The sequence below is a fragment of the Haloarcula marina genome (assembly GCF_024218775.1).
Lineage (GTDB): Archaea > Halobacteriota > Halobacteria > Halobacteriales > Haloarculaceae > Haloarcula > Haloarcula marina.
In genome coordinates this window covers 1,821,588-1,841,871 of the sequence record NZ_CP100404.1, presented here as the reverse complement: position 1 = coordinate 1,841,871, position 20,284 = coordinate 1,821,588, and the positions used below count along the sequence as shown (strand labels likewise).

The 20,284-nt window shown below is 62.3% G+C and carries 25 protein-coding genes, 1 pseudogene and 1 CRISPR repeat array; of the genes and pseudogenes, 12 read left to right on the top strand and 14 right to left on the bottom strand.

From position 1 onward, the window contains the following. The first annotated feature begins 124 nt into the window (after positions 1–124). From hisC to NJQ44_RS09610, 3 genes are read left to right on the top strand one after another with little or no spacing between them, the layout of a single operon-like run. Positions 125–1,207, top strand: coding sequence for a histidinol-phosphate transaminase (gene hisC, locus NJQ44_RS09620; RefSeq protein ID WP_254271132.1), 1,083 nt, complete (start codon positions 125–127; stop codon positions 1,205–1,207). Then, the gene (locus tag NJQ44_RS09615; RefSeq protein WP_254271131.1) at positions 1,204–1,710 is read left to right on the top strand and encodes an adenylate kinase family protein; all 507 of its coding nucleotides are present in this window, start codon (positions 1,204–1,206) and stop codon (positions 1,708–1,710) included. The genes hisC and NJQ44_RS09615 overlap by 4 nt, the downstream gene beginning before the upstream one ends. Beyond that, positions 1,707–2,312 (top strand): CDP-alcohol phosphatidyltransferase family protein, encoded by a 606-nt coding sequence (locus NJQ44_RS09610; RefSeq protein WP_254271130.1) that lies wholly within the window; start codon positions 1,707–1,709, stop codon positions 2,310–2,312. Before NJQ44_RS09615 ends, NJQ44_RS09610 begins: the two co-directional genes overlap by 4 nt. A gap of 49 nt (positions 2,313–2,361) precedes the next feature. Here the strand turns inward: NJQ44_RS09610 and NJQ44_RS19625 are convergent. Continuing rightward, positions 2,362–2,421: pseudogene (locus NJQ44_RS19625) on the bottom strand (hypothetical protein); the annotation flags it as partial. On the opposite strand from NJQ44_RS19625, the gene NJQ44_RS09605 reads away from it, so the two are divergent. Then, entirely contained in the window at positions 2,405–2,893 is a 489-nt protein-coding gene (locus NJQ44_RS09605; protein ID WP_489146190.1) for a multiprotein bridging factor aMBF1, read from the top strand. The pseudogene NJQ44_RS19625 and the gene NJQ44_RS09605 overlap by 17 nt on opposite strands. Here NJQ44_RS09605 and NJQ44_RS09600 read toward each other — a convergent pair. Next, positions 2,890–3,453 carry a response regulator transcription factor gene (locus NJQ44_RS09600; protein ID WP_254271128.1) on the bottom strand — a complete coding sequence of 188 codons (564 nt, stop codon included), beginning with the start codon at positions 3,451–3,453 and terminating at the stop codon, positions 2,890–2,892. The two genes, NJQ44_RS09605 and NJQ44_RS09600, sit on opposite strands and share 4 nt — an antisense overlap. A gap of 96 nt (positions 3,454–3,549) precedes the next feature. Beyond that, positions 3,550–4,332, bottom strand: coding sequence for a DUF6498-containing protein (locus NJQ44_RS09595; RefSeq protein WP_254271127.1), 783 nt, complete (start codon positions 4,330–4,332; stop codon positions 3,550–3,552). Between the two features lie 89 nt (positions 4,333–4,421). On the opposite strand from NJQ44_RS09595, the gene tpiA reads away from it, so the two are divergent. Beyond that, positions 4,422–5,069, top strand: a complete 648-nt coding sequence (tpiA, locus tag NJQ44_RS09590; RefSeq protein WP_254271126.1) for a triose-phosphate isomerase — start codon at positions 4,422–4,424, stop codon at positions 5,067–5,069. Positions 5,070–5,090: 21 nt separating this feature from the next. Here tpiA and NJQ44_RS09585 read toward each other — a convergent pair whose 3' ends face one another. Further along, complete coding sequence (locus tag NJQ44_RS09585) at positions 5,091–6,854, bottom strand: helicase HerA domain-containing protein (protein ID WP_254271125.1); 1,764 nt, start codon at positions 6,852–6,854, stop codon at positions 5,091–5,093. Positions 6,855–6,995: 141 nt separating this feature from the next. On the opposite strand from NJQ44_RS09585, the gene NJQ44_RS09580 reads away from it, so the two are divergent. Then, complete coding sequence (locus tag NJQ44_RS09580) at positions 6,996–7,367, top strand: hypothetical protein (RefSeq protein WP_254271124.1); 372 nt, start codon at positions 6,996–6,998, stop codon at positions 7,365–7,367. A 2-nt stretch (positions 7,368–7,369) separates the two neighbouring features. On the opposite strand, the gene dinB is transcribed toward NJQ44_RS09580, so the two are convergent. The 9 genes from dinB to NJQ44_RS09535 form a co-directional block, all read right to left on the bottom strand. Then, positions 7,370–8,680 (bottom strand): DNA polymerase IV, encoded by a 1,311-nt coding sequence (gene dinB / locus NJQ44_RS09575; protein ID WP_254271123.1) that lies wholly within the window; start codon positions 8,678–8,680, stop codon positions 7,370–7,372. Positions 8,681–8,720: 40 nt separating this feature from the next. Beyond that, positions 8,721–9,248 carry a hypothetical protein gene (locus tag NJQ44_RS09570; protein WP_254271122.1) on the bottom strand — a complete coding sequence of 176 codons (528 nt, stop codon included), beginning with the start codon at positions 9,246–9,248 and terminating at the stop codon, positions 8,721–8,723. Positions 9,249–9,454: 206 nt separating this feature from the next. Then, entirely contained in the window at positions 9,455–9,766 is a 312-nt protein-coding gene (locus NJQ44_RS09565; RefSeq protein ID WP_254271121.1) for a DUF7964 domain-containing protein, read from the bottom strand. A 42-nt stretch (positions 9,767–9,808) separates the two neighbouring features. Next, a complete protein-coding gene (locus NJQ44_RS09560; RefSeq protein WP_254271120.1) occupies positions 9,809–10,189 on the bottom strand; it encodes a hypothetical protein in 381 nt (126 codons plus the stop codon). Between the two features lie 415 nt (positions 10,190–10,604). Next, positions 10,605–11,657 (bottom strand): tyrosine-type recombinase/integrase, encoded by a 1,053-nt coding sequence (locus NJQ44_RS09555; RefSeq protein WP_254271119.1) that lies wholly within the window; start codon positions 11,655–11,657, stop codon positions 10,605–10,607. Positions 11,658–11,843: 186 nt separating this feature from the next. Continuing rightward, a complete protein-coding gene (locus NJQ44_RS09550) occupies positions 11,844–12,155 on the bottom strand; it encodes a hypothetical protein (protein ID WP_254271118.1) in 312 nt (103 codons plus the stop codon). After that, positions 12,148–12,726: a J domain-containing protein gene (locus NJQ44_RS09545; protein WP_254271117.1), complete on the bottom strand. Its 579-nt coding sequence runs from the start codon at positions 12,724–12,726 to the stop codon at positions 12,148–12,150. The genes NJQ44_RS09550 and NJQ44_RS09545 overlap by 8 nt, the downstream gene beginning before the upstream one ends. After that, positions 12,723–13,529 (bottom strand): hypothetical protein, encoded by an 807-nt coding sequence (locus NJQ44_RS09540; RefSeq protein ID WP_254271116.1) that lies wholly within the window; start codon positions 13,527–13,529, stop codon positions 12,723–12,725. The genes NJQ44_RS09545 and NJQ44_RS09540 overlap by 4 nt, the downstream gene beginning before the upstream one ends. Then, the gene (locus NJQ44_RS09535) at positions 13,522–13,824 is read right to left on the bottom strand and encodes a hypothetical protein (RefSeq protein ID WP_254271115.1); all 303 of its coding nucleotides are present in this window, start codon (positions 13,822–13,824) and stop codon (positions 13,522–13,524) included. Before NJQ44_RS09535 ends, NJQ44_RS09540 begins: the two co-directional genes overlap by 8 nt. A gap of 458 nt (positions 13,825–14,282) precedes the next feature. On the opposite strand from NJQ44_RS09535, the gene NJQ44_RS09530 reads away from it, so the two are divergent. From NJQ44_RS09530 to NJQ44_RS09520, 3 genes are all read left to right on the top strand, one after another. Beyond that, positions 14,283–14,585: a hypothetical protein gene (locus tag NJQ44_RS09530; RefSeq protein WP_254271114.1), complete on the top strand. Its 303-nt coding sequence runs from the start codon at positions 14,283–14,285 to the stop codon at positions 14,583–14,585. A 150-nt stretch (positions 14,586–14,735) separates the two neighbouring features. Next, positions 14,736–15,041, top strand: coding sequence for a hypothetical protein (locus NJQ44_RS09525; RefSeq protein WP_254271113.1), 306 nt, complete (start codon positions 14,736–14,738; stop codon positions 15,039–15,041). Continuing rightward, positions 15,038–15,286, top strand: coding sequence for a hypothetical protein (locus tag NJQ44_RS09520; protein ID WP_254271112.1), 249 nt, complete (start codon positions 15,038–15,040; stop codon positions 15,284–15,286). The genes NJQ44_RS09525 and NJQ44_RS09520 overlap by 4 nt, the downstream gene beginning before the upstream one ends. A 428-nt stretch (positions 15,287–15,714) precedes the next feature. Next, a CRISPR array of direct repeats spans positions 15,715–16,006; the repeat unit is 30 nt; unit sequence GTTACAGACGAACCCTTGTGGGGTTGAAGC. A 74-nt stretch (positions 16,007–16,080) separates the two neighbouring features. Here NJQ44_RS09520 and NJQ44_RS09515 read toward each other — a convergent pair. After that, positions 16,081–17,079 carry a Cdc6/Cdc18 family protein gene (locus NJQ44_RS09515; protein WP_254271111.1) on the bottom strand — a complete coding sequence of 333 codons (999 nt, stop codon included), beginning with the start codon at positions 17,077–17,079 and terminating at the stop codon, positions 16,081–16,083. A 125-nt stretch (positions 17,080–17,204) separates the two neighbouring features. Here NJQ44_RS09515 and NJQ44_RS09510 point away from each other — a divergent pair, with 125 nt between their 5' ends. The 3 genes from NJQ44_RS09510 to NJQ44_RS09500 all read left to right on the top strand — a co-directional run bounded on the left by NJQ44_RS09510 (position 17,205) and on the right by NJQ44_RS09500 (position 20,180). Then, positions 17,205–18,002 (top strand): hypothetical protein, encoded by a 798-nt coding sequence (locus NJQ44_RS09510; protein ID WP_254271110.1) that lies wholly within the window; start codon positions 17,205–17,207, stop codon positions 18,000–18,002. 300 nt (positions 18,003–18,302) lie between these two features. After that, the gene (locus tag NJQ44_RS09505; protein WP_254271109.1) at positions 18,303–18,761 is read left to right on the top strand and encodes a hypothetical protein; all 459 of its coding nucleotides are present in this window, start codon (positions 18,303–18,305) and stop codon (positions 18,759–18,761) included. Between the two features lie 819 nt (positions 18,762–19,580). Next, a complete protein-coding gene (locus NJQ44_RS09500; protein WP_254271108.1) occupies positions 19,581–20,180 on the top strand; it encodes a site-specific integrase in 600 nt (199 codons plus the stop codon). Positions 20,181–20,284 lie beyond the last annotated feature (104 nt).

The window sequence follows — 20,284 nt, the reverse complement described above, 5'->3', positions numbered from 1 at the left end:
TGGGCCGACCCACACGCCATCGGGAGTTACCGTTTTCGGTCCCTAGGGGGCCAGACGGCCAGCACGGGCCACCGCAGACTCACAGGTGGGCACGCTTAAGCCGCCCGACCCGTTTGGCACAGTCATGGACACACGGGACCTCTCTACGCATACGGTCTATCGCGCGGGTCGCGGTATCGAGGAAGTCGCCCGTGAACTCGGCCTCGACCCAGACGAGATGGTGAAACTCGCGTCGAACGAGAACATGTTCGGCCCGAGTCCGATGGCGGTCGACGCCATCCGCGGCGCCGCCGAACGGATGCACTCCTATCCGAAGTCGTCCCACGCCGACCTCGTCGAGGAACTCGCCTCGCTGTGGGAGACGACCCCGGAACAGGTGTGGTTGTCGAACGGCGGCGACGGCGCGCTGGACTGCCTCGCCAGGGCGATGCTCGAACCCGGCGACGAAGTCCTCGTTCCGACGCCCGGGTTCGCTTACTACGCGATGAGCGCCCGCTACCACCACGGCGAGGTGAACGAGTTCTCGATTTCGAAATCCGAGGACTTCGCGCAGACCGCTGACACCGTGTTGAAAGACTACGACGGCGAGCGAATCGTCTACCTCACCAGCCCGCACAATCCGACCGGCGCGGAGTTCACGACCGAAGCGGTCCGAACCATCGCCGAGGAAACCGACGAGCAGACGCTCGTCCTCGTCGACGAAGCCTACGGCGAGTTCACCGACTCGCCGAGCAAACGCCCCCTGCTGGACGAACGCGACGACGTGGCGATACTGCGGACCTTCTCGAAAGCGTACGGTCTCGCGGGCGTCCGCCTCGGGTACGCGCTGGTCCCCGAAGAGTGGGCCGACGCGTACGCCCGAATCAACACGCCGTTCTCGGCCAGCGAACTGGCCTGCCGGGCCGGACTCGCCGCGCTGTCCGACGACGACCACGTCGAACGCTCCATCGAGACGGCGGCGTGGGCGCGCGAGTACATCTACGACGAACTCGCCGCCGACACGTGGGAGAGCGCCGGGAACTTCGTCCTCGCGGAAGTCGGCGACGCCTCGGCCGTCGCCACGGCCGCCCAAGAGGAAGGCGTCATCGTCCGAGACTGCTCCTCGTTCGGTCTCCCGGAGTGCATCCGCATCACCTGCGGCACCGAGGAGGACACCCGACGGGCCGTCTCGGTCCTGAACGAAGTCATCGAGGTGGTCGAGGCGTGAGAGTCGCCGTGACCGGCACGCCCGGGACGGGCAAGACGACGGCGACGGACCGACTGGACACCGACATCCCTGTCGTCCACCTCAACGAGGTCATCAAGTCCGAGGAGTTCGCCACCGGCGTGGACGAGGAACGTGGTAGTCTCGTCGCGGACATGGACGCCGTCGCCGAGTGGCTGGACGGCCGCGACGACGTGCTGTTCGAGTCCCATCTCGCACACAACTTCGATGCCGACCGCGTAGTCGTCTTGCGCGCGCACCCCGACAGTATCGTCGAGCGCCTGCGAGAGCGCGGCGACTCGGACTCGAAAGCCTACGAGAACGCCGAGTCCGAGGCGCTCGACGTGGTCCTCTCGGAAGCCGTCTCCCGTCACGGTACCGAGAGCGTCTACGAGATTGACACGACCGACCGCGGCCCCGACGAGGTGGCCGCCGAAATCGAGCGCGTGGTCGCCGGAGAGCGCGAACCGAGCGCCGGGACCGTCTCCTACCTCGACTGGCTATGACGCTCGACCAGTTCCGCTCGGTCGCCGACCGGGCGCTCGGACCGTTCGTCGGGGCCGCGCAAGTGGTCGGCCTCTCGCCGAACGGCGTCAGCGTCCTCGCGTTCCTCCTGGCGGTGGCCGCCGGCGGCGTCTACGCCGTCGCCGCATCCGACCCCCTGCTGTACCTCGTCGGGGCCGTCCTCGTCTTCCTGAACGGCTGGCTGGACCTCGTGGACGGGGCGCTCGCCCGCGAGATGGACGTGGCCTCGGCGGGCGGTGACCTCTTGGACCACGTCCTCGACCGCTACGCCGACATCGTCATCATCGTGGGTCTCGCGGCCGGTGTGGAGCGCTGGATACTCGGCATCGCCGCCGTCACCGGCGTCCTCATGACCTCGTACCTCGGGACGCAGGCCCAAGCCGTGGGCCTCGACCGCGTGTACGGCGGTCTCCTCGGTAGGGCCGACCGGCTCGCCCTCGTGGGAATCGTCACGGGAATCGTCGCGTTCGTCCAACCGGCGGTCGGTGGCTTCGGACTGGTGGGCCTTCTATTGGCCGTGTTCGCCGTCGTGGGCCACGTGACCGCGGCCCAACGCTTCTACTACTCGATGCGGGCGCTGTAGTTTCCAGCGCACCATTTATACGGTGGCCCGTCCAATTCCGGGACATGGTTCAGTGCGAGATGTGCGGCAAGGAGGTTTCGTCTCCGAACCGCGTGAAAATCGAGGGGGCCGAACTCGACGTCTGCGACGAGTGTACCGACTTCGGTACGGAGGTCAAAACTCAGGACGCCTCGTCGTCCACCTCGACGAAGTACTCCACCTCGTCGAGCGGGTCTAGCTCCAGCAGTTCCTCTTCGGGGTCCAGCGGGTCCTCCGGGTCGTCGTCCGGGGGTTCCCGCCGCCGGGACATGTTCGACGAGATGGACGAGATTGCGCAGGATTTCGACGACCAGATTCGGAAGGCCCGCGAATCCCGCGGCCTGAGTCAGAAGGACCTGGCCCAGCAACTCAACGAGAAGGCCAGCCTCATCCGCAAACTGGAGCAGGGGAACTCGCTCCCGAGCGACGACGTGCGAAAGAAACTGGAGCGCGCGCTCGACATCGACCTGAGCGCGGGCGGCAGTTCGGACGACACCGAGTGGTCCGGCGGCAACAGCAGCGGCGGCTACACCCTCGGCGACGTAGTCAAGCGGAAGGACTAGAGGCGCAAGTCTTCTTTCTCGACGTCTAACTCCGCGGCTAGCGCGTCGACGTTCTTCTCGATGTCGGCGATTTCCGACTGCAAGCGCCGATAGCGCTCGCTGGATTCGAGTTCCGCCTGCGTCTTCTCGACCTGCAGGACGTTCCGTTTGAGCTTTTGCGAGGTGAGTTCTTGCAGTTGCTCGTTGTAGGCGGCGATTTTGTGGAGTCGTTCGACGACTTCCCGCAGGTCCTCGCGGGTCACCGGCTTGACGAGATAGTCGTCGACGCGCATCTCGATGATGTCGAAGTCGGGATTCACCGCTGTCACCATCGCCACCCGACAGGGGTAGCCCTGCTCTTCGATTTCGGCGAGCACCTCGTTGCCCGAGACGACCGGCATCCGACGGTCCAGCAGTACCACGTCGACGTCCGGCGAGAGCATCGCGATGCCCTCCTCGCCGCTGTAAGCCGTCTCCACGCGGTACCGGTCGGCGAGGTAGTCCGTGTAGAGGTCGGCGAGGTGCTGTTCGTCTTCGACGACGAGTACTGTCGGTGTTCCGTTCGCGTCCCCAAGTGTCACAACGTCTCTGCGGACAGTTGTTCACCCACCGTCTTAATGGTCACTCTCGGCCGCCGTCGGTGGCAGAATCCATTCGGGGAACGCTCACCGCCACCCTCACTCCCGCGGGTCCTCCGGCAGGAACCACGTCGCGAACCCGGATGGCTCTGCCTCGGTCTCTGCTCGGAACCGCGACCACTCGACGGCGACCTTTCCCACCACTATCGTCGCCGCGAAGAGGTCCGCCAACTCGAACGCCGGAACGACGATGCCCATCTCTCGAAGGAGGAATATGCCGAAAACGAGCGAGAGCAGACCGATTGACCCCAAGAGAAGTACGTAGGCGACCGCGAAAAAGAGGAATCGGCCGGGTATCTCCAGCACCATGTGCGCGGATAGCTCCTCGTAGCGGTTCTCGCTGAAGAACTCGCGAGAAAGGTGTTGCCAGTCAGAGAGAACCATCCCGGCCGCCGCTAGCCCGAGCCACGGCGAACGCAGACTCTCCACGACGCCCGGCGATGCCGCGAGAAAGAAACCCAGAAAGCCGAATCCCGTGACGAGCGTCAGGAAGACAAGTCTGCCGTTTCGCGGGTACACCGGTGGGAGCGACCACGGGAGGTCGAGGGGGCGAGGGTCGCGCTCCCACTTCTCGGCGCGGTCGGCCTCGGGGCTCACGCCCGGGAGGTAGAACTGTCGACCGTCGAGTACCACCGGTCGACGCGCGAACAGCGCGGCGACGCCGTAGGAGACCAGCGCGACGCCGATTTCCACCCAGTAGACCGCCAGCAATTCCGCGACACGCCACTCGAAGACGGCGATGCCAACGAGGGGAAACAGGTTCGCGGCGAGCGTCGGGAGGAACGACACCGGAGCTGCGTTCTCGCGGGTTCGTGAGGGCACTATTCGGAAGCATCCGAGGGGCGGTGATAAGGACGCGGTTCGATACCGTCCTCGCAACCTATTTGCCGAAGGCCTACGGTGAGGGAGATATGTTCGTCCTCGTCAACCTGAAGGCGTATCCGTGCGACCCGATCGAAGTAGCGACCGCCGCCGCCGACGTGAGCGACGATTCCGGCGTCCGCGTTGCCGTCGCTCCGCAGGCCGCCCACATCGACGCTGTCGCCGAGACGGGCGTCGAGACGTGGGCGCAACACGTCAGCCCCAACGAGTACGGGAGTCACACCGGCAGTACGCTCGCCGAGGCCGTCGCCGACGCGGGCGCGGTCGGCACGCTCTTGAACCACTCCGAGAACCGCATGAAACTCGCGGACATCGATGCCAGCCTCGACGCGGCCGACCGGGCCGACCTCGAAACAATCGTCTGTGCCAACAACCCCGAGCAAATCGGCGCGGCCGCGGCCCTCGGCCCCGACGCCGTCGCCGTCGAGCCACCGGAACTCATCGGGACCGGGACGCCCGTGAGCAAGGCCGACCCGGACATCGTCACCGGCGCTGTCGACGCCGCCGCCCGCGTGGACGGCGACGTGGACGTGCTCTGCGGCGCGGGCATCTCCACCGGCGAAGACCTCGTCTCGGCCAGCGACCTCGGCGCGACGGGCGTCCTGCTGGCGAGCGGCGTCGCGAAGGCCGACGACCCTCGGGCGGCGCTCGAAGACCTCGTCGAACCGCTGAACTAAACAGAAGTCGTCAGCGGGCGGTTACTGCGACGTGGAATGTCCGTCGACCGCTTCGCGTTCGATGCGCGAGGCCAGTTCCTCTCGTTCGTCCTCGTCTAGCCGCGCGTCCGATTCCTCGTCGACGAGGTCACGGAGTCGATAGTCGTACTTCCCGCGGCCGACGTGTTCGATGAGGCCGCGCAGGCGTAGCGTCCGGTTGCGGGCGTACGCCGACGTGCGGTCGCCGGACCCGCCAGCGGAGAAGTGGGCGTTGAGGGGCGTTCCCGGTCCCTGCGCCCGGTAGTAGGAGAGCATCCGGCGGGTCTTCTCCGCCATCGCGTCGATGTCGGCGACGATGTCGGTGACGACCGGATTCGCCTCGTCGTCCGGTTCGACCTCGTCCACGTCCGGGGAGGTATTCTGCTCCGTCGCATCGTCCTCGACGGCCGCAATCGCGGCCGCGAGCGCTTCGTCGGGGTCGCCTCCAGAACCGTTCGTCGTCGACCCGTTCGCAGACGCGTCCGACTCGTCGGGACTGCCGCCGTTCATCGCCGCCCCGCCGGCGGCGAAGGCGCTGAACGCGTCCCCGAACCCGCCGCCGGACGTGGCGTCCGCAGGTTCGCCTCCCTCGTCGCTGTTTTCGTCCGCCTTGGAATCCGAGTCCCCGTCGTGGCGGGCGTCGGGGGCGTCGCCGTTGGTCACGAACCGTTCGCGGTGACGCCGCATCTCCTCTTGTGCGGTTCGTCCGGGGTTGTACCCCTCGACGTGACCGACGAGGGCGTCGGTGAACTGCTCGGCCATCCGCTGGAGGTCGCGAGCGTCCTGTAGTTCTGTCTCCAGTTCGGCGATGCGCGAGTTCTTCTTGTCCAGTTCCTCGCGGAGGTCTTTGATTCGGTTCTCGGTTGCCTGCTTCTCCTCGCTAATCGTTTCGAGTTCGGAGACGAGGTCGTCGCTGACGGACTTCAGTTCCGGCCGTTCGAAGTCGTCGAGGCCGGGCGTCGCGCCCGCGTCGAACGTCTGCTTGCGGTGGAACTGGACGCGGCGGACGGACTCGGCCCAGTCGGTCATCATGAACGCTTCGCCGTCGTTCAGGTCCTCGACGGCGTCTGCGTAGTTGGTGTCGAGGATACGACCGACCACTTTCGTGTCGTTGTTCCACGTCAGTCGGTGCCACACCAGCCAGTCGCATTGGGTGATGTAGTCCTTCTTCACGTCGGCCGGTCGCTGACTGATGCCGACGATTCCGAGGCCGTGTTTCCGCCCGCGCTTGCCGATTTTGATGAGCATCTTCCCGACTTCGCCCATCCCGCCCTTCTCCGGAATCCACTCGTGACACTCCTCGACGAGCAAGAGAAACGGCTGTTTCTGCTTTTTCGCCTTGGCGAACAGTTGTTTGGCGACTTCGGTCAACAGCGTCTCGGCCTCCGATTCGTCCAAGAACGACGAGACGTCGAGGATGATGGGGACGTTCTGCTCCAAGGCGAGCGAGGCGATTTTGCCCGCGTGCTCCTCCGTGACCTGGATGTCACACTCCTCGTCGCCGCCGACGTGCAGAATCTCGTACTCCTCTTTTAGGCCGTAGTACTCGCCGTCGATGTCGACGATGAGGAGGCCGAAGCCGTTGTCGAGCAGTTTCTCGGCGACGACGCTGGCCGTGTTGGACTTCCCCGACCCGGACTTGCCGGTGATGAATCCGCGGCCCGTCAGCAGTTCGACCACCGGCACGTCGACGGACTGGCCCGGTTCCTCGGCGCCGCCGGGCCCCGAACTCGTGTCCGCGACAGTGATGTGTTCAGTCTCTGCCATGCGTTCTTACCCACAAGAGCAGGCCACACCCCATAACTCTCCGTCAGACGCTAGTCAGATACTCGATGGGTCGATGTTGACTCGGTAGCAACTGCTATTGTGATTCGTGCCCTCATGTGACACAGTCGGCGTGATGTGGGGATGAAACGCTACGATACTTTCGTCGAGGACGGGACAGTGTGCGTCGGGAGCGACGACGGTCCGCTGGAAGTCGCACCGCTCGACGACGTGGTCGACGCCGTCGGCGGTCCCGCGTGGACGATTCGGTACACCGACGCCGAACGGCGCCGCTATCCCGACATGGACACGGACGACGAGGGGATGGTCGTCGACGTCGTCGACATGCTCAACGCGATGACGCACAGCCAGCGATTCGTCGAGACGCTGGCGGCCCACCCCACGACGGTCCCAGAAACCGACACCGACACCAGCACCGAACGCGACACCCTCTCGCCGCGCGCGGGCCTGTTTGTCGGGAAGTTACTCGAAAACCTCGAAAACGGCGTCGCGTAGCGTCAGCGGAAGTCGCGTAGCGAGGCCTGTCCGTCGGCGGGCGGGCCACCGTCCTCGGTGACCTCTGCGGTTTCGGTCGTGTCTTCGAAAGCCGCGAGGCTTGCCTGTCCGTTCCGTCCGTCGTCGTCTCCGTGGTCGCCCCTGCCCGTGGCCGCTCCGCCACCGTCGCCCTCGAACCCAGCGAGGCTCGCCTGTTCGCCGACAGAGAAGTCGAGGTTCGAGACGCGAACGCCGATTTTGCGGACCGCGGCGTCGGTAAACTCGTCCAAGAGGTCCAGCGCCACCGACTCCACGAGGTCGGCGTCGGCCACCGGTCCCGGCAGCGACCGGGCGCGCGTGTTCACGTCGAAGGGCGGTTCGACCACCTTGATACCGATGGTCTGATACCGCGCGCCGCGTCGCTGTGCCCGGTCGGCGACTGCGGCGGCGAGCGTCCGGACCTTCCGTTCTTTCTCGGCCGTTTCCTCGACGGCCTCGGTGAACGCCGACTCGCGAGAGAGGCTCTTCGGGTCCCCGCGCGGCGTCACCGTTCGCGTGTCCTCGCCGCGGGCGTACCGGCGAATCTCTCGCCCACGCTCGCCGAACTTCGCGTCCAGCGTCTCCGGGTCCGCCTCTGCGAGGTCACCCGCCGTCTCGACGCCGATTTCGGCGAGTTCGCGCACGGTCACCGGCCCGACCCCGTGGACTTCCTCGACGGGGAGCGGCGCGAAAAACGACCGTACTTCTCCGGGTTCGACGACGACCAAGCCGTCGGGTTTGTCGTGGTCGCTCGCGACTTTCGCGGCGCTCATCGTCGGCGCGACGCCGACGCTGGCGACGACTTCCACTGAGTCCTCGATGGCTGCCTTGAGGTCGGCGGCCCACGCTTCGGCGTCGTCCCAGCCCACCTCGTCGGTCACGTCCAGGTACGCCTCGTCGATGCTCACCTCGCGGACCACGTCGGCCGTCTCGTGGAGAATCTTATTCACCTCGGCCGCGACGGCCTCGTAGTGGTCCAAATCCACCTGTCGGTAGAATCCCGCGTCGTCCACTGACAGGTCCGGGTCCGCTGCCGCCTCAACCTTCCGCGGCAAGCGCTCTAACGCCTCGGAGATAGCCATCGCAGATTCGACGCCGTACTCCCGCGCCTCGTAACTCGCTGTCGCGACGGCCCCGTGTGTCGTCCCGCTCTCGTAGCCCATGCCGACGACGAGGGGTTCGCCGTCGAGGGCGGGTTCTCGGCGGCGTTCGCAGGCTGCGTAGAAGCAGTCCATGTCGACGTGTGCGACCACTTGCTCGCGCTGGTTCGTTCCCGGGAGCCGACCCGCGTCCATACGTGTCGCTACGTCGCCGACGCCAAAACTGCTCCGCCCGCTACGGCGTCTCGTCGCCGTCGGCTTCCGTGAACACGCGCGTCGACCCACGAATCCGGTCGAGGTTCGCTCGGAGTGCGGTCCGCTGGTCCGCCGTCGCCCCGGGCGTCAGCGTGAGCGATACCTCGCCCTCGAACGGGTGCGCTTCGAGTTGGCTCCGGGCTTCGAAGAGACGCCCGTACCCGTCGCTTCCCCACTCGACGTCCGTCGAGAACACCATCGCGGTGAAGTCGCGCCCGTAGTTCGCCTCGGCCTTCGTGGAGAGCGTATCGAGTCGCTGGGCGATGGCGGAGAGCGCGCGACACTCGGGGACTGCCAGCAGGAGGTCCGTGACCGGAAACGCCGGTGACTCGGAGAAGGCAGGCGCGTACGTACCCGAGAGGCGAACGAGTCGTGGCCCGTCGTCGACTCGGTAGCCGACGAACCGCGGGAGACCACCGCCGTAAAGGTGCGCCTCGAACCGCGGGCGCATTCCGGCCCCTATCGGCGGCGTCTCACCTACCCGGAGCACGGCAACTAGAACACTCATCGTAGTGTCTCGATTACTGGCGGAGAACACGAACCGAACCGCCGTCGACGGGGTGGCCATGCCCCGCCGACGATGTTCGACCGGCGATGCCAATCCCTGAAGCTACGGCGGTGGTTCCCGCCGGGAACTCGGGGGTTCCATGTTAACGATAGGCACACAGGTACTTCAATATTTCTCAGTCGAGATGACACGAACGTCGACCGCTATCAGCCTCGGTTCTCCTCGGCCAGTTCTTCGTCCCAGTCGTCGCCGACCCAGGACCGGAGGCGTTCGGTGACCGCGGAGAAGTCGTCCCCGTCCTCGAACGACTCGACGACCACCCACTGCTCCGCGTCTGTGTCGAAGCCGAGACTGTGACCCCGTTCGCCGCCCACGATGACGACGAACGCGACGACGATGTCCCGGTCGGGCGCAAAGCCCACCGGCGCGACGCCGTACGCGTCGCGCTGGGCTTCCAGGGCGTGTATCTCACTCGACGACAGCGGCCGGTCCGGGAGCGACTCGGTGATTGGGCTCATCGGTACACCGTCGCGGAGAAATCGCCTAAGAGATTTCGGGATTCAGTGGAGGAGTCGCTCGGCCTCTTCGACCGACTTCGCGGTCTTCCCCTCGTACCCGGCCGCTCGCGACCGGCGCTGGAACGCGTTTTCCGTAACCGTGCTCGTCTCCTCGTCGACGATTCGGACGACATCGCCGACGCCCATCTCTTTCAACTCGGCCTGTGCCCGCTTGATGGGCTTTGCGGCTTCCGGTGACGGTGGTCTGAACTTCGAGATGTCGGTTATCACACTGAACCCCTCGCTGAGGTGCTTCGCCGACGTGATTGTCTCAGCCGCCGCCGTCTTTATCGTCGGCCCGTCCAGTGTTCCGGCCAGTTCAATATACAGCGTGTTCGTCCCGCGGTCGGCCCGGATGTCGTATTGTGCCTGCGTCGTCGCCATACTCTGATTACCCCACAGTACAGCATGCACGTGATACCTAACTGGTGAGGAATACGTGGGTGGTGTCGTTAACGGGGCTTCCGCCAGCCCCGTCCACGACACGCCATCCCACGAAAGCTATATCTGTCATTCTACCTAACACTATGCCGATGGAACACGTTCGCTACAACTGTGCGGTGTGCGGCTCTGAACTGAACTACCAGACGACCAAACACAACGGCTGCGTAAACTGTGGTCATCTCCCGGCTCACAGCGCTGACTGACCCAACGGTTACGCCGCGACCAGCGTCAGATGAATGCAGAGATACTGTTCGCTACGTCAATTTTCGGTAACTGAGAGAATGGGGTCGGAGGGACATCAGCAAATCGCTTGGCTGCATGGTTATTTTCGGTTCGCCTATCGGTGGTAGTATCGTTAGCTATCATCGGATTCGAAGTTGAGTTTCTCGACGAAGGCACGCCGTCGCTGTTCGAGCTTCTCGACATCGCTGGCCTTGTCGTAGTAACGGCGGAGCGTGTCGGGGTCGGAGTTGACGCGCGTGCCGACGGCCTCGAAAGAGAGGCCGGTGTTCAGTTGCCACGTAATCGACCCGGTCCGCACCTGGTGCGGTGACCGCGACGACGGGCATTGACTCGCTTTGCTGCGCTCGGTCCACTCACAGGAACGTGGGTCCTTCCCGTGTGGACACGAGGAAGCGACACAGGGGAGCGTCGCCTGATAGATCCAGTTCTGGATGGTGGAGACGGACGGCCGCCCCTGTCGCGAACAGAGGAGCGGGCGGCGACCGTCGCCGTCGCGTTTGTCCGGACGCACCGACTTAATCCAGACATCCAGGACCTCACAGGTCTCCGGTGGGAGGCCGACAGGGCGTTCCCCGTCGACTTTCTTCTTCAGCGGCGTCGAGTCCGGGTGATGTCGGAACCAGATGAGCTGGTCCGCTGACTGGTAGTCGCCCACGTCGAGCGAGCGAAGCGCGCCGAGGCGCGCGCCGGTGAACCACGCGAGTTCGAGGGCGACGTGTCGCTCCGTCGCGTACTCGACCTGTGATTCCCGGTAGTGCTCGATTAGCGCCTTCGCGTCGTCGGCCTCCAGGAGCGTGTCGTCGGTCTCCTCCGTCTGGGTGAGCGTCGGGACGTTGACCTTGTAGGGCAACATGTCGTCGACGGCCTCGATGTCGGCCGCATAATCAAGCCAGACTTTCAACGCCGTCATCTGGCCCTTCATCGTGGTCGGCGCGAGGTCCTGGCCCTGCCGGTAGGGTTTGAACTGCTCCAGTTGCCAGCCAGTGATGTCGCCCATCCGCTCGATTTCGTTGCCGTCTTCGGCCCACTCGACGAATTGGCGGAGTCGCGTCTCGTAGTCCCGAAGCGTCTCCTCGGTGTAGTCGAGTTGCTTCGCGTCGAGGAACATCTCGTACATCTCCCGAACCGACAGGTCACTGGGGTCCTCGACGGGTGGCGGGCTCACCGCAAGCCAACACCTCCGGGTGGACGGGCGAAACAACCAACACGCGGGTCTGTGTGCGTTTGCATGGGTCTGTGTGTGACAGCGAGCGCGGGTAGGGTTCCAAGCTAACACGCGCTCGCTGTCGAGGGACCCATCCGGAATCGAACCGGAGTCGCCAGTGGGTCCGGGCCGCAGTTCAGTTTGTTCTCAGTACGGCTCCGCACAGAGCGTGCGGAGCATCTCTCGAAGCATCGCCGTGTCCGCATCGTTTGCGGCATGGAGCACTCGGCGAACCAGCCGGTCGTGTTCGTCTTGCTCGTGGGTCGCTTCGGGCCACGGCACGCCCCGAACCTCACTCCAGAGGTCGTACATCGCTCGCTCGTCGACGAGTATCTCGACTCGGCCCGCATCAGTCGAAAACGACAGGACGTAGCCGTCCCCGTCGACGTGGGCGGACGGCCCGTAGGAAACGACCGAGCGGCCGGTCACCGTCGTCCGGTAGCTGGTGGCGTTACGCATCGAGCATCGCCTCCTTGGCGGCCTTCAGCTGTCGAAACGCCTCGGTACTCCCGCCGTGGTCCGGGTGGACCTCTTTCGCTTTCTCGCGAAAGGCGGCTTCCACTGCGTCGTCGGGCGCGTCGGGTGCGACGTCGAGCACAGTGTGGGGCGGCGGCGACGCGACGACCGTCTCGTCGTCCTCGCTCGGCAGCCGCGCCGCGGCAAATTCGCTTTCGCCAGTGACGACCGCCCGGTTCGCGCGCATCCGGGTTTCGTGAACCCACAAGCAGACCTCGCGGGCGTTGTCTCGCAAGCGGGAGTAGGCGTCACACGCCACCGCGAACTGTTGCCCATCCTTCGTCCAGCGGAGGACGAATCCGGGGTCCTCTGGGTTCGCGTTATGGAGCGGGAGCGTGTTCGACTTCGTGTGGCTGTTGCCGATTGAGGCCCGCCACTCGTCCGGGTTGAGGCGGTTCATCTCCGTCGCGAGGTCTTCCGTCACCTGCCCCATCCGCACCTCGAAGTTGCGGTTCGGTTCACGGCGACGCTGGGGAGTTCGCTCGAAGCCCGCAGGCCAGTTGATGCCGGTCATCCGAAGAACACCCAAACCCCGTTAAACACGAACTCGTGTGGATTCCCACACTCCGGGCACTCCACGGGTCGCCCTGGAACGTGGATGTTCCCGTTTCCGTCGACGTACGCCGGGTCATCGAGCGTGACGGTCTCGGGTTCGTGATCGCAGAACTCCGGGTTTGGATGGTCGAACTGGTCGTTCGCGGCGACCGCACATTGAAACTCGACGTTCGCCTCACCGACGAGGTGTTTCTCTGCTGGCGTCTCGAACTGTGGGCCGCCATCGGTCCGAATCTCTGGTTCGGTCTCGACTTCAAACTCGACGGATTCACCGCCTTGTGGCGTGATGCGCAGACCATTCGGTGCGAGGTCGGGATTCTTCGGGTCGGGCATCTCCGCAACGTCGCCGAAGTCGTCGGCGTCGATGAGGCCGTAGTAGGCCGCAAGCGCCTGACTCCCGAAGTGCTGAATCGTACAGCGCGGCGTCCGAAAGACGACCTGCCCCTCGAACTCCCGGAGGTCTGCCGGAATGTAGAGGCCCGCGTCGCCGATGTGTGTCTTGCGACGGCCGCCGTCGGTCACCAGTCGCCCGTCACCGTCGCCGACCTCCTCGGGGTCCATCCGGGCAAGCTTCCCGGCGAGACCCTGCAGGCCGGACTCTTCGTAACGTTCACGCTCGACGAGGTCGTAGGCGTCCAATTCGGCCGTGCAGTTCCGACAGTAGTAGTCGTGGTCGGTGGTGTCTCGAACCGTCGTCGAGAGGCCCGTGCTGTCGCATTCGGGGCACGCCTTCACGCAGTCGGTATCGTCTTCGCTACGCATCGTCATCCTCCCGGAGGTCGTCGACGCGGAGACTGTCGCCCCGTTCGAGGGTTGCGACGCGCTCACACCACAGCGGGTGGTCGGCGTCGACCACTGTCAGGTCGAATGTGTCGACGGTCTCGCGCTGAAACCACCGAATCTCTCGATAGGTCTGCCGGGCGTTCACGAGCTCGTCGTGATTCGTGATGTGGCCCGCCTCATCGTGTTCGAGGGAAGCCTCGTCTTCGTAGGTCTGGAAGACGGCTCGGACAGCCTCGTTGTCGGTACTTTCGTCGGTGGTCGTGGTTTCAGTCATGGATGCTCGAAAAGTGCCGTCAGCGTCGTCTCGGCGGCGCTATGGCCACAGGGCGAGACGGTCGCCCGGGCGTCGGCGTTGAACCCGTTGACCGGGCCGCCGCAGGTTGGACAGCGACCCGTAGCCGATGCGTACGGTGCAGAAGCGTCTCGGTTACTGCGCGTTTCCTCATTGGACTTTGCGGGTCGTTTTTCAACCCGCGTTGCGTGTCGTGACATGCGGTCCTGCGTGGACCGACGCGACGCCCGTGGTGATGACACGGCGTCGCACCCGTTTTCACGAGCGTATGACCCCCGAGGGAGCATCGCGTCGGCCTCAGCTAACCTGTGAATTGCGCAAGCACTTAGTGTTTTGCGTAGACAAGTGCAGTTATAGTGCAACAACCCCACAAATGCATTAGTTTCACTTATCCCAGCATATTCGGAGGAAATAACCGCTATCTCTCCGACGGTGGGGACATGCCTCCAGAGGCTCGCCGCGAGATGGTGCTGGAGTTTGTTGCCCAGCAAGACATACCGCTCCCACCTCTGGCGATTTGGGCGGGACTTAATCGGCACTTTAGAGTCACTTTCTCCTACCGGACTATGCAGAACATCCTGAATGATCTCGTAGAGGATGGTGACTTGTTTCGGGTGGACACTCAGAAACTCCGGGAAGGTGAAATAACCCCGATTGAAGGAGACAGTTCTTCGCGGAGAGCGTATTACTTCATCACAGATGCTGGACTTGAACGAGTTGAGAAGGAAATAAAAGATTCCTAAGTGCACTTTTTCGTAGATAGGCGCAAGTTCTAAGTGCCCCCAAGTCGTTACGTTAGAGTAGGAACACACGCGCCGCTGGTCGATTTTCCTCAAAGACGGAGAATCGCCCCGGTGTCCTACCACCGAGGCGCGTCGGTTCCGCCAAAACGCATGACGAAATCCGACCCCCATCCTGAAGAACGTATCGCCCGCCAGATGCTCACCCAGAACCGCCCGCTCTTTCTCGGCGTCGACGGCCACGATTGCGCCCACTACTGGGACAGCTACGAGTTCGCCGCGGTCGTCGTCCCGCGCAACGCCGAGACGACCACTGACGCCGAGAAATACGTCCTCGACGACACGCCGCTCGCCACCCTTCGCGAGTGGGCCGAACACGTCCGCATCCAACGCGGCTGGGACACCGGCCCGCGCGTCGGCGGTTCGTTCGTCGACGACCTCCAGGAGGCAATGGCGTGACCTGCACCGTCGAAGCCCGCGCCCGGGTCGAACGCGCGGCCCGGTCGCTCCGTGACACCGCGCCGACCATCGCCGTCGAGGTGCTCGACCCGGCCGACAGCCCACACGACCGCTGGACACTCGACGCCGCGATTCGGACCGCAGGCGTGCCGCCGACAGTCCTGCGAGAACTCGCACTGGCCGGGCTAACCCTCCTCCCGACGCCAGCACAGGGCGAGTTCGCGACCGTCGTCGCGACGGTCTAACCACCCCGCGCCGTTTTCGGTCGTCTCTCGAAACAGGTCGTCGGTCGACCACCCCCATCCCGGGTTGTCCGGGGGTTCGTCGCGAATTTCTGTCACCAGCCATACGCCGAGCGATGCTCTGCCCTGTAAAGGCGCTGGGGCGTGCGGGTGGGCGAAAGATGAATTTCGGACACGAGACGTAGAAATCGGATGCTTCAGTGTGTTCAGACGGCCACAGAACAGCGGGCGTAAACGTGGGCGTTAGTGGGCGTTAGTGCTGCCGTCCGGCGGTTCGGTGATGGGTGTTACTCGTCGTCGTTCGGTGGAGGGATAGTAGTGTCGACGGCGGGTGTCGTCGACCCCCGGGGGTTCAGAGGCTATTGGGGGTCGACGGAAACGACTTTGTGAGAACGTGCTCTATATCGCCTATGGCCCGTGATTGGGGCATGGTTACAGACGAACCCTTGTGGGGTTGAAGCGTTCCGACGCCGTTTACCTACGCGAGTATTCCGGCGTTACAGACGAACCCTTGTGGGGTTGAAGCCTCGAGGAGCCGATACCCCTCTATCGGAGTGTTTCGGTTACAGACGAACCCTTGTGGGGTTGAAGCGCGCGTCGCCTCGAACGCGAGCGATTCGAGGTCGTGTTACAGACGAACCCTTGTGGGGTTGAAGCGGTCTGGTAGTCGACGACTCCGCCATCAGTCGCACGGTTTCAGACGGACCCTTGTGGGGAAGAAGTATTGTGGTAGCGGAGATGGGTCGGCCGGACTGGACGTTTCAGACGGACTCTCATGCGGTTAAGATACCGAATCCTCAACTCCTACGAACAGCCCGATACATCGTCCCTCGTTTCTGCCCGAAGCGCTCGATGAGGTCGTACTGCTGCAGGAGTTGAAGATACCGCTTGCGCGAACTATCCGATTTCGGCCGGTCGGCCTCGCGCTCGTAGCGCTCGCGAAGCGTCCCACCGTCGACCTCGCCCGCATCCTCGACGATCCGCAACAGCAACCGATGATGTGTCCCCAGCGAGCGCACCCGCCGCGACCGGATGTCCTGTTCCACGCCGTCGGCAGTCTCGTCGATAATGTCGGCCGTCAGTCGCTCGGTGTCGCTCTCCTGGACATGGGTCACGCCACGACGGAGTAACGCGATACCGCGACGAGCGTCCCCGGCCGCAAGGTCGGCCACGTACGGAACCACATCGTCGTCGACGTGCGACGTCATGAGCCCGTGGCTCACGCGAGCGTTGAGGATATCGACCAACTCGGCGTGACTGTACTTGTCCAGGAGGACCGTCGCCGCCGACCGCATACGAGAGGTCGCCTGCCCAGACAGTGTCGAGAACCAGTGGTCCTCATAGGTCGTGATACACACGAGCGACACGTTCGAGATCTCGTGCAGCGCCAGTAGCGGTTCTTCGTCGAGGACACTCACCTCGTCCAGGATGACGACGATTTGGTCGTCATACTCACGGAGGCGACGCAGTGGTTCCGAGCGTGGCGTGCCTTCCCGACGGAGGTCTGCGCCGAGGTCGGCGTTCCGGGCGGCGGCGTGGAGGATACCCGTCGCGGACTCCGAGAGACAGGAGACGTACGCCCAGCGGATCCCGAGACGTTCACGTTCGAGCTGGCCGAGGGTGTACTTCGCGACGGTCGTCTTACCGACGCCCGGCGGTCCGAAGATACACACGTTCTCGGCGTAGGACAGTTGCGACGGTGCGAGGACAGACGAAAGGTGGTCAATCTGTCCCTCGCGATGTTGGAGGTCTCGGGGTACATACTCAGGGCGGAGCGCTCGGGCGTCGGTAATCATCGCATTCCGGATAGTTGCCAGATAGGGTCTAAAAGACGACCCGTCCGGAGTGGAAGTGAAAATGATACCGCTATATCTCACACTCTTTTGTTTAATCGCAGAGTTGGCATCGGCAGAGCTAGTCAATGACTCCTCTCCAAGCCATAATTCAATTACTACTAACCCTTGTTTTTGGCCTTTTTGTCGCCTTTGTCATCGGGGCATTCCTGTACTCTCTTCTGACAAAAGTCAACCGTGGATTCAACGCAGTCGTTTCATCCCTATTCTCAGATGTGGATGATGCCGATTTGGCTAAGCCGGTCCGGATGGCTATAATTAGTGGCGTTGTTGGTGGCATCGCTTTCGCAGCGATGGGGCCAGCATTTGCACCGTTCATCTACGATACTCAAGTCGCGACCGGTATTGTATCAGAACCAACCCCAGAGGTAGGTGTGTACCAGGTAGGAGATCCCCCGGAAGAAGATCTCGAAAGAGCGAGCCTTCCCGTAAACGACACGTACTCAAGATACATTCTAAATATTAGCCACAGTGGAGCACGATCTATCGACAGCTATAGCTTGAATATCCGATTCAATGGCTGTGTCGACAGTGCATCGCTGGGTATCTCCAATTTCGATACTGCTGTAATGTCGTCACAATCAGAATCGGTGCAGGTTGGCGAGTTCGCGAAGCGCCCAGCAAATACGACATGCTACGGTGCTATTCAGATAGACGATTTCTTACCCAGTCATAGTGCTATTGTTGTATTTACTGTAGATCACACACCAGAACCTCCGTCTCAAGATCTATACCCTAATCCGGAGAGGACCGGGACTGTCCTTATCACCGACTCCTACTCTTGGGAGTATAGTGGTCGACTGTACTATAATAAAGCGAATTTACAGATACATGAGATGAACTCAACTTCCTCTGTTGCAGAGTGATGGTGTGACACTCACCATCATGACATATATGAAATTTTTTGCAGTTTGAACAATGCTGTCAGCGGTCTCTCTTCAATTACAAATGCTTGGAATAGCGTTTCATCCATCTCCAGATATGAATGAGGGTTGACCTCAGTAGGCTGCCTGTGCGTGAGGGCCGCTATTTTTTGCAGACAGCCGAGTAAATATATTGTCAGACAAACCTCTGGCACTTGCTCTAACTGGCCCCTGAATTCCAAGGAAAAGTGAGCGTAAACAACTCATGTTAAATTATTAATAATATTGGTGTGAAATAGGAGTATGGCCCGATATTCAGCGAATTTGAGCGAGGTAAAGGGAAGTGAGGCTTATATCTTGGAAATAGCGTTTGACGGTGGGAAGCATCCGCTAACCTCGTTAGGGTTGGAAGACATCGGGGTAGAGATGGGCCGGGACCAACTGTATGTGCGGACCGGGGACGTTGCGGGAATGCAGGAGGTGATCTCCAAGTTAGAAGAGCACATTGATATGGGGCGGTTGCCAGTGTTGTTGCTGCTAAGTGAACGACCGTCGGAGGCGGAGAGTGCAGCGGTAGTTTATTGTGATGGTGTGGATTCGGAGACTGAGGCACGGGAACTGGTTCGAGAGATTGTGCAGAAGCTGCATGATCCGGAATTTATGGACTCTCATTCTAGCTGGGAGGAGCGGGTAAAGAAGTTACCATCAGCCCTATCAATCAGCGGAAGTGCGATTACCGTGATTGAGTTCTTACCGTTTTAGCACGGGAATGCTTTGATAGAGAACTCGGATTATTGTTTGCAACTAGCAGGTGCTTCAGCGCTATACTCGCCGGTCTACCTGAACGGCTCATCATCGAATCCAAGTTTAAAATAACTTCACGAGTATCGACTTTTCCAATAAGCCACAGTGGTAGAACTTGGCGGGAGCGCGACGAGGGCGATGATGGTGGCGGGTAGATGATTCACACAAACGTTTTCAATGCGTAACCAGTATTCTCACACGGTCACCAGAGAGGCCTGTGACCACCAAAGCGAACCGCCGCGGCAACGGCGGTGTAGCCAACCCACTGCAGACTGCCCGCTCAAGGGCATCGCAGACTATACACCTTTGCTCAGAAACCCACCAGAGGCGGGACCAACTGGCTTGCGCCAGCGGTTACTTGTTCACATAGGCCCACGTCACCAGTCCGCCAGCCAGAAAGACAAGCGCGGTGGCGTGGAACCCTGCGAACGCCAGTGCTCCACTGCAGACAATCGCAATCCCGGGTGCGGCAACACCCGAGACCGAAACAATCGCAGACATTTCTATACACCTTCGGTGCGGTCATATCCCGCACCGTGGCCGGGATCTCCGACCAGATATTAGGTGGGCCAGATGCATTAAAAAGTCCCTCATTAATTTTCCGCGCGTGCACGTATCCTGCAACAGCTATCTCTCCAACGGGGAACGCCAATAAGGAATAACGACTTGTCCCAAAAGTCGTAACAGACACATCAGCTTTCACTCGAAATACGGTATGAATCCGGGCTGACCGCGCTGTCCGCAATACCTTTCCTAGCGGAAACTCAATTAATCGTAATGCGAATTGAGGCCACCCGGGGTACGGAACACAAGGTCTGGCTGACCGACAGTGAAATCGATGACCTCCGACGGGCGACGAACAGCCAGCGCGACGACCTGATTATCCAGCTAGGTGCGCTCGTCGGCCTACGTGCCTTCGAAATCCCACAGGTCAGCCCTGTCGACGTGAAAGAGAGCGAGCGCGGGCAGTACCGCCTCCGCGTCCGGGCAGGCAAGGACACGAGCGGTAACGGCGGAAAGCCTCGCGATGCCTACCTCCCCGACAGCGTCGAGCGGGATCTCCAGCGCTACCAGAACGAACACAACATCGCGCCGAAGGACTCATACATCGACCTCTCGCAACCCGGCGTCCGTGCGGTCGTCCGACGGACGGCGAGTCGAGCCGCCAAGGCGACTGGTGACGAAGATTTCGAGAAGGTTAGTACTCACGACCTCCGTCGACGGTTCGCTCAGCGCCTCCTGGTCGACGAGCAGGTAAATCCGCGGGTCGTAATGGCTGTCGGGGGATGGGACAGTTTCGCTGCTATCGAACCCTACCTAAACGCACCCAGTGAGGAAGTCATCGACGACGCGTTTGCTGAGATAGGTCATGATTGACCGCATAATCGGTTGCTGAACGCTTCTGCTGGTGTGAAAGGTATGAATCGTATTATGTTAGTATTCACTCTAACACTCATGATGTTAGGATTAAAACTAACAGT

Excerpts from the sequence above, each read along its gene's own strand:
- NJQ44_RS09545 (WP_254271117.1), bottom strand. The coding sequence starts at position 12,726 with ATGACCGGCATCAACTGGCCTGCGGGCTTCGAGCGAACTCCCCAGCGT.
- tpiA (WP_254271126.1), top strand. The coding sequence starts at position 4,422 with ATGTTCGTCCTCGTCAACCTGAAGGCGTATCCGTGCGACCCGATCGAA.
- NJQ44_RS09560 (WP_254271120.1), bottom strand. The coding sequence starts at position 10,189 with ATGGCGACGACGCAGGCACAATACGACATCCGGGCCGACCGCGGGACG.
- NJQ44_RS09540 (WP_254271116.1), bottom strand. The coding sequence starts at position 13,529 with ATGCGTAGCGAAGACGATACCGACTGCGTGAAGGCGTGCCCCGAATGC.
- NJQ44_RS09535 (WP_254271115.1), bottom strand. The coding sequence starts at position 13,824 with ATGACTGAAACCACGACCACCGACGAAAGTACCGACAACGAGGCTGTC.
- NJQ44_RS09565 (WP_254271121.1), bottom strand. The coding sequence starts at position 9,766 with ATGAGCCCAATCACCGAGTCGCTCCCGGACCGGCCGCTGTCGTCGAGT.
- NJQ44_RS09570 (WP_254271122.1), bottom strand. The coding sequence starts at position 9,248 with ATGAGTGTTCTAGTTGCCGTGCTCCGGGTAGGTGAGACGCCGCCGATA.
- NJQ44_RS09580 (WP_254271124.1), top strand. The coding sequence starts at position 6,996 with ATGAAACGCTACGATACTTTCGTCGAGGACGGGACAGTGTGCGTCGGG.
- NJQ44_RS09530 (WP_254271114.1), top strand. The coding sequence starts at position 14,283 with ATGCCTCCAGAGGCTCGCCGCGAGATGGTGCTGGAGTTTGTTGCCCAG.
- NJQ44_RS09515 (WP_254271111.1), bottom strand. The coding sequence starts at position 17,079 with ATGATTACCGACGCCCGAGCGCTCCGCCCTGAGTATGTACCCCGAGAC.
- dinB (WP_254271123.1), bottom strand. The coding sequence starts at position 8,680 with ATGGACGCGGGTCGGCTCCCGGGAACGAACCAGCGCGAGCAAGTGGTC.
- NJQ44_RS09500 (WP_254271108.1), top strand. The coding sequence starts at position 19,581 with ATGCGAATTGAGGCCACCCGGGGTACGGAACACAAGGTCTGGCTGACC.
- NJQ44_RS09505 (WP_254271109.1), top strand. The coding sequence starts at position 18,303 with ATGGCCCGATATTCAGCGAATTTGAGCGAGGTAAAGGGAAGTGAGGCT.
- NJQ44_RS09525 (WP_254271113.1), top strand. The coding sequence starts at position 14,736 with ATGACGAAATCCGACCCCCATCCTGAAGAACGTATCGCCCGCCAGATG.
- NJQ44_RS09510 (WP_254271110.1), top strand. The coding sequence starts at position 17,205 with ATGACTCCTCTCCAAGCCATAATTCAATTACTACTAACCCTTGTTTTT.
- NJQ44_RS09610 (WP_254271130.1), top strand. The coding sequence starts at position 1,707 with ATGACGCTCGACCAGTTCCGCTCGGTCGCCGACCGGGCGCTCGGACCG.
- hisC (WP_254271132.1), top strand. The coding sequence starts at position 125 with ATGGACACACGGGACCTCTCTACGCATACGGTCTATCGCGCGGGTCGC.
- NJQ44_RS09550 (WP_254271118.1), bottom strand. The coding sequence starts at position 12,155 with ATGCGTAACGCCACCAGCTACCGGACGACGGTGACCGGCCGCTCGGTC.
- NJQ44_RS09585 (WP_254271125.1), bottom strand. The coding sequence starts at position 6,854 with ATGGCAGAGACTGAACACATCACTGTCGCGGACACGAGTTCGGGGCCC.